Origin of the sequence: Parafannyhessea umbonata (assembly GCF_900105025.1) — a bacterium.
In the GTDB taxonomy this organism is placed as follows: domain Bacteria; phylum Actinomycetota; class Coriobacteriia; order Coriobacteriales; family Atopobiaceae; genus Parafannyhessea; species Parafannyhessea umbonata.
In genome coordinates this window covers 1739991-1752728 of record NZ_LT629759.1, presented here as the reverse complement: position 1 = coordinate 1752728, position 12738 = coordinate 1739991, and the positions used below count along the sequence as shown (strand labels likewise).

General features: G+C 67.5%; 10 protein-coding genes, 2 pseudogenes and 1 riboswitch. Of the genes and pseudogenes, 3 read left to right on the top strand and 9 right to left on the bottom strand.

Features of this window, described 5'->3' with window-relative positions; translation table 11 throughout:
* Positions 1–24: 24 nt before the first annotated feature.
* The 5 genes and pseudogenes from BLT96_RS07870 to BLT96_RS10820 all read right to left on the bottom strand — a co-directional run bounded on the left by BLT96_RS07870 (position 25) and on the right by BLT96_RS10820 (position 3367).
* Entirely contained in the window at positions 25–825 is an 801-nt protein-coding gene (locus BLT96_RS07870; protein ID WP_090863333.1) for an energy-coupling factor transporter transmembrane component T family protein, read from the bottom strand.
* Positions 825–1739 (bottom strand): annotated as a pseudogene (locus BLT96_RS10985) (ATP-binding cassette domain-containing protein); the annotation flags it as partial. The pseudogene BLT96_RS10985 and the gene BLT96_RS07870, both read right to left, overlap by 1 nt.
* A 183-nt stretch (positions 1740–1922) precedes the next feature.
* Positions 1923–2780, bottom strand: a pseudogene (locus BLT96_RS10980) (ATP-binding cassette domain-containing protein); the annotation flags it as partial.
* Between the two features lie 3 nt (positions 2781–2783).
* Entirely contained in the window at positions 2784–3173 is a 390-nt protein-coding gene (locus tag BLT96_RS07860) for an ECF transporter S component (protein ID WP_245719346.1), read from the bottom strand.
* Positions 3131–3367: a hypothetical protein gene (locus BLT96_RS10820; protein ID WP_245719254.1), complete on the bottom strand. Its 237-nt coding sequence runs from the start codon at positions 3365–3367 to the stop codon at positions 3131–3133. The genes BLT96_RS07860 and BLT96_RS10820 overlap by 43 nt, the downstream gene beginning before the upstream one ends.
* A 5-nt stretch (positions 3368–3372) precedes the next feature.
* A riboswitch (FMN riboswitch) is annotated at positions 3373–3509 on the bottom strand.
* 215 nt (positions 3510–3724) lie between these two features.
* Between BLT96_RS10820 and murB the strand changes: the two genes are divergently transcribed.
* Positions 3725–4648 carry a UDP-N-acetylmuramate dehydrogenase gene (gene murB / locus BLT96_RS07855; RefSeq protein WP_090863331.1) on the top strand — a complete coding sequence of 308 codons (924 nt, stop codon included), beginning with the start codon at positions 3725–3727 and terminating at the stop codon, positions 4646–4648.
* On the opposite strand, the gene BLT96_RS07850 is transcribed toward murB, so the two are convergent.
* The 4 genes from BLT96_RS07850 to BLT96_RS07835 all read right to left on the bottom strand — a co-directional run bounded on the left by BLT96_RS07850 (position 4585) and on the right by BLT96_RS07835 (position 9107).
* Complete coding sequence (locus BLT96_RS07850) at positions 4585–5643, bottom strand: serine hydrolase (protein ID WP_090863330.1); 1059 nt, start codon at positions 5641–5643, stop codon at positions 4585–4587. The two genes, murB and BLT96_RS07850, sit on opposite strands and share 64 nt — an antisense overlap.
* 19 nt (positions 5644–5662) lie before the next feature.
* Positions 5663–7027 carry a PFL family protein gene (locus tag BLT96_RS07845; protein ID WP_090845151.1) on the bottom strand — a complete coding sequence of 455 codons (1365 nt, stop codon included), beginning with the start codon at positions 7025–7027 and terminating at the stop codon, positions 5663–5665.
* 163 nt (positions 7028–7190) lie between these two features.
* A complete protein-coding gene (locus tag BLT96_RS07840; protein ID WP_090863329.1) occupies positions 7191–8213 on the bottom strand; it encodes an aldose epimerase family protein in 1023 nt (340 codons plus the stop codon).
* A gap of 111 nt (positions 8214–8324) precedes the next feature.
* Positions 8325–9107: a DeoR/GlpR family DNA-binding transcription regulator gene (locus tag BLT96_RS07835; protein WP_090863327.1), complete on the bottom strand. Its 783-nt coding sequence runs from the start codon at positions 9105–9107 to the stop codon at positions 8325–8327.
* A 521-nt stretch (positions 9108–9628) separates the two neighbouring features.
* On the opposite strand from BLT96_RS07835, the gene BLT96_RS07830 reads away from it, so the two are divergent.
* Positions 9629–9931, top strand: coding sequence for a PTS sugar transporter subunit IIB (locus tag BLT96_RS07830; RefSeq protein WP_090863324.1), 303 nt, complete (start codon positions 9629–9631; stop codon positions 9929–9931).
* Positions 9932–10045: 114 nt separating this feature from the next.
* On the top strand, positions 10046–12547 hold the full coding sequence (locus tag BLT96_RS07825; protein WP_090863321.1) for a phosphoketolase family protein: 2502 nt from the start codon (positions 10046–10048) through the stop codon (positions 12545–12547).
* The last annotated feature ends 191 nt before the right edge of the window (positions 12548–12738 follow it).

The following is a 12738-nucleotide window of genomic DNA, read 5'->3' as shown; positions in this document are numbered from 1 at the left end:
GCTGTCCTGCCTGACGGCGTTGTCCTATGCGGCGACGAGCGCGAGCAGTGCCGCGACGTAGGCGCAGCAGACGGCGCAGGCCAGCCAGTCCGCACGGCGCATGCGCAGCGGGTGCCAGTGCGTGCGGCCGGAGCCGCCCTCGTAGCCGCGGGCGTCGAGCGCGCGCGAGAGACCCTCCGCGTGGTGGGCGGAGCTTGCGAGCAGAGCCACGAGCACGGGGCCGATTGCGCGCACGCGGTGCGCGAACGAACCTTCCGTGACGGCGCCGCCGCGCGCGGTCTGGGCGTCCAGGATCGCGGAGGCCTCGTCGGCTATGGTGGGGATGAAGCGCAGCATGAGCGAGAAGACCATCGCGAGCTCGTGCCCGGGCAGGCCCACGCGCGAAAGCGGCGACAGGCACGACTCGAACGCGTCGGTGAGCTGGGTGGGGGTGGTGGTGAGCAGGATGAGCGCGCCCATGAGGATGGCGATGGTGAAGCGCAGCGGGTAGCACACGGCCCACCACAGTCCCATGGTGGTGACGCGCACGAGGCCAAGCGAGAAGAGCGTGGCGCCTTCGTCCACGTAGAAGAGGTTGAAGAGGCCGAGCACGCACAGCAGCACAACGAGCGGGCGGATGGACTGCGCCACCTGGCGAAGCGGCACCTTCGAGAGCGAGACGACCACGAGCGCAAACGCGAGGCCGAGTGCCAGCTGAAGGGGCGTCTGGATGAAGAAGACCGTCACCATGACCGCGAGGGCGCAGGCCAGCTTCGCGCGCGGGTCGAGGCGGTGGATGCGGGAGTCGCGGGGCAGGTACTGTCCCATGCGTATGCGAAGTGCCATCAGCGCGCCTCCCGGTGATCGCTTGGGTTGGCCGGCGCGGGTGCCGGGTCCGAGGCGGGTGCCGTGGCGGACGCGGGTGCGGCGAGTGCCGCGAGGGCGTCTGCCAGCGCGTCCGTGGTGAGTGGCGCTGCGTGGGGCGCAAGATCGAGGGCAAGGCCCGCCCCCGCAAGGTCGCGCGCCCACGAGAGCGGGCGCGGCAGCCCCAGGCCGCACGCGCAAAGCACCCGCTCGTTCGCGACGGCGAAGACGTCTTGGGGCGCGCCCTGGGCGAGCACGCGCGCGTTGTCGAGCACGATCACATGGTCGCAGCGGGCGGCGTCGTCCATGGAGTGGGTGACCTGGACGATGGTGACGCCGTGCGCCGAGAGCGCGTCGAGTATGGCGCGGAGCTCTTCTCGTCCGCGGGGATCGAGGCCGGCGGTGGGCTCGTCCAGCACGAGGGTCTGCGGGCGCATGGCAAGAATGCCGGCGATGGCGCACAGGCGCTGCTGGCCGCCGGAGAGGTCGAACGGGGAGGCCTCTTCCAGGTCTGACAGGCCCACGAGCTCGAGCGCGCGTGCGACGCGGCGGTCGACATCGGGGGAGGACAGGCCCATGTTGCGCGGGCCGTACGCGACGTCCTGCGCGACGGTTTGGGCGAAGAGCTGCCGCTCTGGGTGCTGCATGACGTAGCCGATCCTCTGGTGCACGAGGCGGCGGTCGCGCTTGCGGGCGGTGTCGACGCCGTCGACCACGATGTGCCCGGCGTCCGGCACCTCGAGTGCGCACATGAGCCTGACGAGCGTGGACTTGCCGGAGCCCGTCTGGCCCACGATGGCCGTGCGGAGTCCGCGTGGGACGGCGAGGCTGACGCCGTCGAGCGCCTGGCGGCGCACGCCCTGCGCCGTGACGTCGCCAGCGTAGCTGTAGCTGACGTCTGCGACGATGACGGCGCCTTCGGGCGCCGCGGACGTCCGTGCCGCCGCGGGGGTCGCGCTCTTCTCGCCCGCGGCGTCCGCGGCGCCTGGGGTGGCCGGTGCGCACGTGCGCAGGATGGCGCCCCTGAGCACGTGTGCGTCGCACGTCCAGGGGACGCTCACGCCGCGAGTGCGCAGGCGCTCTGCCAGGCGCGCGGCAAACGGCGCCTCCAGCCCCATGCGGCGCAGCTCCTCTGCGTGCGAGAAGACCTCCTCCGGCGTGCCGGAAAGCGCGACTTTTCCCTTGAGCATCACGATGACGCGGTCCGCGGCGAGGGCCTCCTCCATGAAGTGCGTGACGTGGACCTGCGTGCAGCCGGCCTTCTGCAGCCGCGCCATGACGTGCATGACGCCGCGCCGCCCGCGCACGTCCAGAAGGGCGCCGGGCTCGTCCAGCACCAGCACCGCCGGCTCCATCGCGAGCGCGCCCGCCAGCGCGACGCGCTGCTTCTGCCCGCCGGAGAGCCTGGTGGGGTCCGCCTTCGCAAAGTCCTGCATCGCGACGCGCGAAAGCTCGCGCCGCACGCGCTCGCCGATCTGGTCAGCCGGGACGCCCAGGTTCTCTGGGCCAAAGGCGACGTCCTCCTCCACGACGGTCGTCACGATCTGGTCGTCCGGGTTCTGGAACACCAGCCCCAGGCTGCGCCGCGCGCGGCGGTATGCCGCGAAGTCCGGCTGGCCGTCTGTCATGACGCGTTCGCCCACAAGGTCGACGGTGCCCTCGTCCGGCGCGAGCAGCCCGCACAGCACGGACGCGAGCGTGGACTTGCCCGAGCCGTTTGGCCCGAGCACGCACACGCGCTCGCCTGGGGCGACGGAAAGGCTCACGTCGCGCAGCGCCTGCACGCCGCCGTCAAAGTGCAGGCTCACGTGAGAGAGCGAGAGCGCGGGCGAGAAGGGCCGCGCGGGCGAGAGGGACGCGGCGGCCTGAGGCCGAACGCCCTTCTCGTCCGCGACGCTACGCCCCGTGGGCGTGGTGGTGTCCTGCGTGGCAGACAACTGCTAGTTTCCCAGCGCCTTGGTGACCGGCTTGTAGATGAGGGCGGTCACGACGGCGTTGATGGCGACCTTCAGCACGTTGAACGGCAGGAGTGCCGGCACGATGAGCGCGATGACGTCTGCGGTGGCCATGTGCGCGTACAGCGGCGTCACCACGATGTTAGCCAGGATGCACGCGCAGACGCTCGCGACGGCGCCCAGCACCATGCCGACGATGGCGCCGCGCAGGGTGGTGTCGCGCTTGTAGACGAGGGAGGCGGGCAGCACCATGGAGATGGTGGCGACGATCGCCATGACCATGCCCCAGAAGCCAGACGCGGTGGCGATGTGGGGCAGGTAGCTGATGACGCTCACGACGGCGCCCGTGGCCGGGCCAAACGCGAGGCCCGCGATGAGGCAGACGATGGCGGACGGGTCGTACTTGAGCCAGGGACGGCCGGCAGGATCGGGAACTCCACAAACAGCGTGCAGATTGCCGCAAGCGCGCAGAACAGCGCCGTTACGGCGATGCGCTTGGTGCTCCAGCCCGAGCCCTGCTCGGTGGTGGAGTGAGAGTCGTGACGCGCGACGGAAGAACTCTGTGCCATGGTGGCCTCCGTTTCTTTCATCCGGACTATAACCGTTGGTCCTGGACTTTGACCAGGTCAGCCGCTCTTTTTGTTGCGGCGCGCGGACTTGGGCCTTGCCCCTACCGCCAGTGGGGAATCTCACCCCGCCCTGAAACTGACACGTTGACCATAGCACGTGACGCCGGCGCGTGGCGAGAAATCTTTTACGTGTGCGTGGCGTGTGCTCGGTGAAAAGCGGGCGATTTGTGGGCATCTGACAGGCTGCTATACTCTTAAGGATGCTTACACAGCAGAGAAGAGCAGCGCTTTGACATGCGACGCCGCACGTGCGGCGACCTTACGCGTGCGGCGACTTTTGAGGAGAGTGATTGCGGCATGTCCGACGGTGACTACCACTTGGATACGCTGAACTGGCGACTTCGCGCCATCGTGGGCGAGGAGAACGTGAGCCAGATGGAGCCCATGAGCGAGCACACGACCTTCCGCATTGGGGGTCCGGCGGACCTCTACGTGGTTCCGGACGACGTTGAGGAGGTGGCGGACGTCATCGCGGCGTGCAGGGAGGAGCACGTTCCCTACTTTGTGCTGGGGTGCGGCAGCGACCTTCTGGTGAGCGACGACGGCTACCGCGGCGTGATCGTCGCCCTGGCCGACGGCCTCACCAACGTGAGCGTCGACGGCGAGGAGATGACGTGCCAGGCGGGCGTCACGCTCAAGGAGGCGTCCGAGATGGCCTGCGAGCTGGGGCTTTCTGGACTGGAGTTTGCCTGCGGCATCCCGGGCTCCGTTGGCGGCGCCTGCTTCATGAACGCCGGCGCGTACGGCGGCTGCACGGCGGACGTGCTCCAGAGCGTGCGCGCCCTCATGCCGGACGGCTCCGTGCAGACCATCCCCGCGGACGAGCTGAACCTGGGCTACCGCCAGAGCCGCGTGAAGGACGACGGGCTGGTGGTGCTTTCCGCCACGTTCTCCCTGCGCGAGGACGACCCGGAGGACATCCGCGCGCGCATGGACGACTTCACGCAGCGCCGCGAGGATAAGCAGCCGCTGGAACTTGCGAGCGCCGGCTCGACGTTCAAGAGGCCGGAGGGCTTCTTCGCGGGAAAGCTCATAACCGACGCCGGGCTGAAGGGCTACCAGGTGGGGGACGCCGCCGTGTCGAAGAAGCATGCCGGCTTCGTGGTGAACCTGGGCAATGCCTCCGCGGCGGACGTCCACGCCGTGATCGAGCACGTTCAGGACGAGGTCGACAGGCAGTTTGGCGTGCGGCTCGAGCCCGAGGTGCGCTTCCTGGGATAGCAGGAGGCCGCGTCCACGGCCTGGGGCAGCGCTTGGTCGACGGCCGCTGCGATGCCCTCGACCGCGTCGAAGTCCTCCGGTGCGTTCGAGAGTATCGCGACCACGTACGGGCCGCGAGGTCCCATCACGATGCCGGCGTCGTTTGTGGCGGGGTCCGCGATGCCCTCGTCCACCGGGTACCATCCCGCCTTGGAGAGCGTCTGGCACTTCTCGCCCAGCGCGTCTCTTATGGGCGAAACGGTGCGGTTTGCGAGAAGGGCGAGCAGCGTGGCGCTGTGGCCCCTGCCGGAGGCCAGGTAGGCATAGGCGTGCGCCCACTCCTGCGCAAGCTGTCGCGCCGTGCTGTGCGGGTAGTGCGGCGCGGCGTACGCGTCCACGCTGGGGTAGGCGCCGGCCTCCACGTGGCCCTGGCGCAGCCACGCGGAAAAGCACGAGCGGCCCAGCCGGTCGGAAAGCGCCACGTAGGCGCCGTTGTCCGAGTTCAGGATGATCGGCTGCGCGTAGTGGTACGCGTCCGCGGCGTCAAGAGAGCCCGCATCTACCAGCTCCTGAAAGACGGATATGACGTACGGCCCCTTGATGGCGCTCGCGGTATAGAAGTCCGCGTCCGCGTCGTAGGTTATGGTCACGCCCGTGCGCAGGTCGCGCGCGCAGATCCCCACGACGTAGCCCCGCGCCTCGAAGTCGAAGATCGCCTGGCGAAGCGACGCCACGGACGGCGCGGCCGAGAGGGACGCGTCACCGTCGATCGCGAGCTTTCCTTTGGGCGCGGGCGCGCCTTGCCCCTGGCCCTGCGGGGTTTCCACCTGCCGGGCGGATGCGGAGCCGCGGGCATCTTGCGCGGCGGGTGCGTGCAGCGCGGGCTCGATGGAGCACGTCCACGCGCCGCAGTACGCCGCGGCCACAAGAAGCGACGCCACGGCCACCTCGGCAAAGCCGTAGGGCAGTCCGTGGCGCCTTCGGCTGTCTGCGTCTGGCACCTGCCTTTTGATCACGCTGCCGGCACCTGGTTTCCTAGTTCTTGAGCGAGTTGATCGGCGCGGGGAAGCGGCCGCCGCGGTGCGCGAAAACATGGCCTGCAAACGGGTTCACGTGCTGCACGGGGGCGGTGCCAAACAGGCCGCCAAACTCCAGCACGTCGCCCTCCTTGTGGCCGATGGCCGGGATCAGGCGGACGGCCGTCGTCTTGGTGTTGATGACGCCAATGGCCATCTCGTCCGCGATGATGCCGGCGATCGCCTCGACCGGGGTGTCGCCCGGGATGGCTATCATGTCGAGGCCGACGGAGCAGACGCAGGTCATCGCCTCGAGCTTCTCGATGGAGAGCGCGCCGTCCGTTGCCGCGCGAATCATGCCCGCGTCCTCGGACACGGGGATGAACGCGCCGGAGAGGCCGCCCACGCTTGAGCTCGCCATGACGCCGCCCTTCTTCACGCAATCGTTCAGAAGCGCGAGCGCCGCCGTCGTGCCGGGGCCGCCGCACTCGCCGACTCCGATGATCTCCAGGATTTTCGCGACGGAGTCGCCCGCCGCGGGCGTGGGCGCCAGCGACAGGTCCACGATGCCCTTCTCCACGCCCAGGCGCCTCGAGGCCTCGCGGCTCATGAGCTCGCCGGCACGGGTGATCTTGAACGCCGTCTGCTTGATCTTCTCGGCCACCTCCATGAGGCTCGCGTCCTCTGGCAGCTGCTCCAGCGCGGCCGCCATGACACCGGGGCCGGACACGCCCACGTTGATGACGGCGTCGGCCTCGCCGGAGCCGTGCGTGGCGCCCGCCATGAACGGCGAGTCCTCCACCATGTTCGCGAACACCACGAACTTCGCGGCGCCGTAGCAGTCGATGTCCGTGGTCGCCTTCGCGCAGTCGATCATGGTCTGCGCCGAGAGGAGCGCGGCGTCCATGTTGATGCCCGCTCGGGTCGAGGCGATGTTGAGGGAGGAGCAGATGCGCTCCGTGCTCGCGACGGCGGAGGGGATCGATGCGATGAGCCGGCGGTCGGCGGACCCCATGCCCTTCTGCACCAGCGCGGAGAAGCCGCCCATGAAGTCGATCCCCAGCGTCTCCGCGGCGCGGTTCATGGCCTGCGCGATGGGGGTGAGGTCCTCGTCGTCGCACGCGGCGGCGATCTGCGCTATGGGCGTGACGGACACGCGCTTGTTTGCGATGGGGATGCCGTACTCGCGCTCGAGCTGCTCGGCCGTGGGGACCAGGCGCTCCGCCGTCTTCGTGATGCGGTCGTACACCTTCGTGCACATGCGACCCATGTCCTCGTCGGCGCAGCCGAAGAGCGAGACGCCCATGGTGATGGTACGCAGGTCGAGGTTCTGCTGGGAGACCATGCTCAGGGTCTCGGCGACCTCTTCTGGGGTGATTGCCATTGCTGCTCCTTGCCTGTGCCGGCCGCGTCCCGGGTGGGCGCGGCACCGTCGTGTGCTGCTGTCATTATGCAAGCTTAGCGCGCTGGCCACGTGTGCGGACAGCGCGCTGCAGAATGTTTACCAATGCTTCGCGGCTGGCATGGCGCGCCGCACGGCGCGCGCCCTACGCCCCCGCGTGGAAGGCGAACGCCGTGGTGAAGCGAAACGCGTGGCCGGCGGCGTACACGCCCTGCGGGAAGTTCTTGTGGTGGACGAAGTCGGGGTAGAACTGCGTCTCGAGCGCGACGCCCGCGGACGGCCCGTAGTGGACGCCGTCCTTTCCGTCCTGGTCCAGCGTCGGCGCGGTGTAGAGCTGAAGCCCCGGCGAGTCCGTGTACACGTCCATCGAGATTCCCGTGCGGTCGCCCGTGAGCGTGCATGCGCGCTCCAGGTGTTCGTCGTTATGAAGCACGTAGTTTATGTCATACCCGCCCAGCTTTGCGGCGCCGGCCGCCAGGGTCTTTGGCGTGCGCAGGTCGTACGGCGTGCCGTCCACGGGCGCGATCTCGCCGGTGGGAAGCATGCGCTCGTCCACGGGCGTGTACGCGTCCGCCTCCAGCTGCAGCGTGTGGCCAAGCACGCTTCCGGCCGCGTGCCCGTTCAGGTTCCACATGGCGTGGCACGTCAGGTTGATGACGGTGGCGTCGTCCGGCATGGCGTCATAGTCTATCCGCAGCTCGTTCTCGTCCGTGAGCGTGTACGTCACGTTCACGTCCACGGCGCCGGGGAACCCCTGGTCGCCGCGGCGGCTGCGCAGGTTGAGCGTGATGGAGTCCTCGCGCGCCCTCGCGAGCGTCCACAGCCGCTCGAAGTAGAAGTGCGGTCCGGAGTGGATGTTGTCCGGCCCCATGTTCGCGGCCAGGTGGTGCGTCGTGCCCATGAGGTCGAAGCGCGCACCCGCGATGCGGTTGGCGTTCCTGCCCACGATGGCGCCCATGCAGAACGTGTTGCCCAGGTAGCCGGTCGCGCCGTCAAAGCCAAGGCAGACGTCCGGCCTGCCGCCGCGGCCGTCCGGCACGCGAACGCTCACCAGGCACGCCCCGAGGTCGGTCACGGAGACCTTCATCCCACGGGAGTTCCTCAGCGTGTGCAGGCGCACTTCTCGCCCATCCGGCATGCTTCCAAACGCATATGACTCCAGGCTCATGGCTCCTCCTCTGGCGGTTGCGCCGGGCCGTCGCGCCGCGGCGGCATTCCTCGTGGCAAGAACCATGGTAGGCGAGAGGGACGCGCCCCCTCGTGGTGAGTGGACGAGTGGCTAGGCTCCCTCGGGAATCGAGGTCGTGGCCACGATCACGTTCTTCACGCCTGCCATGTAGAGGTGGTCAACCTGCTCGTCCGTGGCGCCGTCATCCGTTATGACCGTGTCCGCCATGTGCGCCGGCGCGATGGGGTAGGTGTAGCTCTTGCCGATCTTGAACGAGTCCAGCAGCAGGTAGTGCTCGCGCGACTGCTCCAGCATGAGCGAGTCCACCGCGGTCTCCGGCACGGTGTTCGACGTGAGGCCGTGCTCCGCGCTGATGCCGCTGCAGCCTATGAAGCACTTCGCGGCCTGGTAGCGGCGGATCACGTCCATGGCGAGCTCGCCGGTGAGCGAGGCGCGCGGCGGCACGGCGGTGCCGCCCGTGAGCAGTATGGTCTGGCGCAGCGGCCCCTTCAGGAGCATGATCTTGCTGTTGTTGGTGATAACGGATACGTCGTCCGCCTCTATCAGCTCGATCATCTCGAGCGCGGTCGAGCTTGCGTTCACGAAGATCGCGTCGCCGTCCTCCACGTGGCGCGCGGCCTCTGCGGCGATGGCCTTCTTCGCGAGCACGCGGCGCGAGCCAGAGGGCCGCCCCAGTGCGTCCGCTATGGTGACGCGGCCGTACTGGCGCGTCACCATGCCGCGCCCCTCCAGGTAGTCCAGGTCGCGGCGGATCGTGAGCGGCGACACGTCGAAGCGCTCCGCGAGCTCGCCCACGCCGGCGCTCTCGCGACCCTCCAGGAGCCTCATGATGGCCTCGCGCCTTCTGGTGACGAACGTCTCGCTGCGCCTCATGTGAGCCCTTCTCCCCGCGTGCCGCCGGTGCCGCATCGCTTCGCGCCTGTGCGTGCCTTGCATTTGTATTGATGCTATTTTAGGAACAGATTGAACGTTTGGATGCTTGGCTTTTCTCGCACAACGTATTTTCGTGATGTATCAATATTGCGTAATATGCATTTGATAATTTATAGGGCCATTGTGTTCAACTAGGCGTTCACAACGTTCATAAAAGTGAATCATGTTGATATAATACCAGTTGAAACACCATGTACTGGCTCTTCTCACAAATGCTGACGCGCGTCTGTCGCACGGGTGCCTCTTGCGTGTCGTATCGAATTTCTAAGAGTAAATGACAAAAAGTATGAGTTTGGATTGACTTTGTTTCCGTCGTATGCCACATTGCAGCTGTGAAGCACGTCAGGCAGACGGGATGCCGGGCGGGCAGGCAACCGCGCGCATGCGTCCCTTTGCGCGCGAACCGGCGCTTCGGGCATCCCGAGGGCGGCGCGGACAGCCGCGCCGGAAGGGAGAAGGCAATGGCAACCTACAAGGCACTCGTGTGCTGCCGTGCCGGAGTTGGCTCGAGCGTCATCCTCGAGACCAGGGTCAAGCAGGTCGTAGCGGACGAGGGGTGGCCCATCGAGACCACGCACGGCTCCGTCGACCAGATCGCCGGCTTCGACGGCGACCTCATCATCACCATGTCCGACCTTGGCCTCATCCTCGAGGACGAGGGCAAGAAGGACCTTCCCTATGTCGTGAGCGTCCGCAACATCGTCGACGCCGCAGAGATCAAGGCCGGCCTCGAGGGCTTCCTCAAGGAGAAGGGCGCGCTCTAGGGCTCGCACCATGGCACCAGCCGCAACGCGGTGCGGCGCCGCCTGCCGCAAGGCAAACGCAAGTAGCGCCCGCAACAGGGCGAGAAGAACGTGACAGACCGAAAGGAAGTCCTTATGGACCTTGGAACCCCCTGGAAGAAGCTCGACGCACCCGTCGCCGAGGAAGAGCTCGCGTGGGTCGACAAGTACTGGCGCGCCGCGAACTACATGTCCGTCGGCCAGATCTACCTGCGCAGCAACCCCCTCATGCGCTCGGATTGGGTGGACGAGAAGACCGGTGAGACCCGCGACTTCGGTCGTGCGGACGTGAAGCACCGCCTTGTCGGCCACTGGGGAACGACCCCCGGCATCAACTTCCTCATGGGCCACGCCAACCGCCTCATCCACGACCACGGCCAGAGCGTCGTGTTCTTCATGGGGCCGGGCCACGGCGGACCCGCCGGCACCTCGCAGTCCCTGCTCGACGGCACCTACCGCGAGATTCGTCCGGATATCACCGATGACGAGGCCGGACTCCAGAAGTTCTTCCGCCAGTTCAGCTATCCCGGCGGCATCCCCAGCCACTTCGCGCCCGAGACGCCTGGCTCCATCCACGAGGGCGGCGAGCTTGGCTACACGCTGTCACACGCCTACGGCGCCGTGCTCAACAACCCCAGCCTGCTCGCGTTCGCCGTCGTGGGTGACGGCGAGGCCGAGACCGGCCCGCTCGCCACGTCCTGGCAGACCAACAAGCTCGTGAACCCGCTCACGGACGGCATAGTCCTGCCGATCCTGCACCTCAACGGCTACAAGATCGCCAACCCCACGATCCTCGCCCGCATCTCCGACGAAGAGCGCAACGAGTTCTTCCGCGGCATGGGCTACCACCCCTACACGTTCGAGGCCGGCTTCGACGACGAGTCCCACATCTCGATCCACCGTCGCTTCGCTGCCCTTCTCGAGCAGGTCTTCAACGAGATCTGCGACATCAAGTGGCGCGCGCTCGCCGGCGAGACCGCCCGCCCCGCGTACCCCATGATCGTCTTCAGGACCCCCAAGGGCTGGACCTGCCCCAAGTACATCGACGGCAAGAAGACCGAGGGCAGCTGGCGTGCCCACCAGGTGCCACTGACCTCCGCCAAGGACACCCACGAGCACTTCCGCGTGCTGCGCGGCTGGCTGCGCTCCTACAAGCCCGCCGAGCTCTGGAACGAGGACGGCTCCCTCAAGCCCGAGGTCACGGAGTTCATGCCCCAGGGCGACCTGCGCCTGGGCGCCAACCCCAACGCCAACGGCGGCCTGATCCGCGAGGACCTCGAGCTCCCCGACATCCACGACTACGAGATTCCGGTGGCCGAGAAGGGCCATGGCTACGGCACGACCGAGGCGTCCCGCGTGTTCGGCAACTACACGGCTGACGTGCTGAAGCTGAACCTCACGAAGTTCCGCGTCTTCGGCCCGGACGAGACCGCGTCCAACCGCCTGCAGGCAGCCTACAAGCTCACTGACAAGCAGTGGGACGCCGGCTTCAACGCCGACCCCGAGAACGACTCCTACCTCAGCACCACGGGCGGCGTGATAGAGCAGCTGTCCGAGCACCAGTGCGAGGGCCTGCTCGAGGGCTTCCTGCTCACCGGCCGCCACGGCGTCTGGAGCTCGTACGAGTCGTTCATCCACGTGGTCGACTCCATGATCAACCAGCACGCGAAGTGGCTCGAGGCCACCGTGCGCCACATCCCCTGGCGCAAGCCCATCGCGAGCCTCAACATCCTGCTGTCCAGCCACGTCTGGCGTCAGGACCACAACGGCTTCAGCCACCAGGACCCCGGCTTCGTCGACCTGCTGCTCAACAAGAACTTCCACAACGACCACGTCGTCCAGATCTACTACCCGGCAGACGCGAACATGCTCTTGTGCGTGGGCGAGGAGGCCTACAAGTCCACCAACAAGATCAACGCGATCTTCGCCGGCAAGCAGCCCGCGCCTACGTTCCAGAGCATCGACGAGGCTCAGCTCGAGCTCCAGAAGGGTGCTGCGACCTGGGATTGGGCCGGCAACGTCAAGGACGGCGAGCAGCCGGACATCGTTTTGGCCTGCTGCGGCGACGTCCCGACGCTCGAGATGCTCGCGGCGTCCGACGCCCTGCAGGACCTCGGCATCAAGGTGCGCTTCGTGAACGTCGTCAAGCTCCTTGCCATCCAGGACCACGAGGAGAACGACGCCTCCCTCACCGATGAGGAGTTCACCAAGCTCTTCGGCGAGGACGTGCCCGTGCTCTTCGCGTTCCACGCCTATGCGCACACCATCTACGGCCTCATCCACGGCCGTCCGAACCACGACAACTTCCACGTGCACGGCTACATGGAGGAGGGTTCCACCACCACCCCGTTCGACATGCTGCGCCTGAACGAGATGGATCGCTTCGCCCTCGCCGCCCACGCCCTCGAGATCCTCGACGCGGACAAGTACGCCGAGAAGATCAAGGAGTACCGCGACTTCCGTGAGGAGGCCTTCCAGTTCGCCGTGGACAACGGCTACGATCACCCGCGCTTCACCGAGTGGAGCTGGCGTGACGTGGTGGGCCAGGACAACTCCGCAGCCGCCATGTCCTCCACCGGCGGCGACAACGACGAGTAGTCGCACCAAGCTTTCTCCTTGGACCGCGGACCGTCGCACCGTGCGTCCACCTGCTTCCTAGGCCGTAAGGCCAAAAGGGCTCCGGCTCCGGCCGGGGCCCTTCTTTCGTGCGCGCCCGCCCTTGTGCTCCCGCTCCCTCCGCGCGAGGACTCCACGCGTTCCTTGTGGGTACGGCGTATTTGCCGCGGGGG

What these genes read in the sequence shown, in the direction of transcription:
- BLT96_RS07870 (WP_090863333.1), bottom strand. Translation starts at nt 825, where the DNA reads ATGGCACTTCGCATACGCATGGGACAGTACCTGCCCCGCGACTCCCGC.
- BLT96_RS07830 (WP_090863324.1), top strand. Translation starts at nt 9,629, where the DNA reads ATGGCAACCTACAAGGCACTCGTGTGCTGCCGTGCCGGAGTTGGCTCG.
- murB (WP_090863331.1), top strand. Translation starts at nt 3,725, where the DNA reads ATGTCCGACGGTGACTACCACTTGGATACGCTGAACTGGCGACTTCGC.
- BLT96_RS07840 (WP_090863329.1), bottom strand. Translation starts at nt 8,213, where the DNA reads ATGAGCCTGGAGTCATATGCGTTTGGAAGCATGCCGGATGGGCGAGAA.
- BLT96_RS10820 (WP_245719254.1), bottom strand. Translation starts at nt 3,367, where the DNA reads ATGGCACAGAGTTCTTCCGTCGCGCGTCACGACTCTCACTCCACCACC.
- BLT96_RS07845 (WP_090845151.1), bottom strand. Translation starts at nt 7,027, where the DNA reads ATGGCAATCACCCCAGAAGAGGTCGCCGAGACCCTGAGCATGGTCTCC.
- BLT96_RS07835 (WP_090863327.1), bottom strand. Translation starts at nt 9,107, where the DNA reads ATGAGGCGCAGCGAGACGTTCGTCACCAGAAGGCGCGAGGCCATCATG.
- BLT96_RS07825 (WP_090863321.1), top strand. Translation starts at nt 10,046, where the DNA reads ATGGACCTTGGAACCCCCTGGAAGAAGCTCGACGCACCCGTCGCCGAG.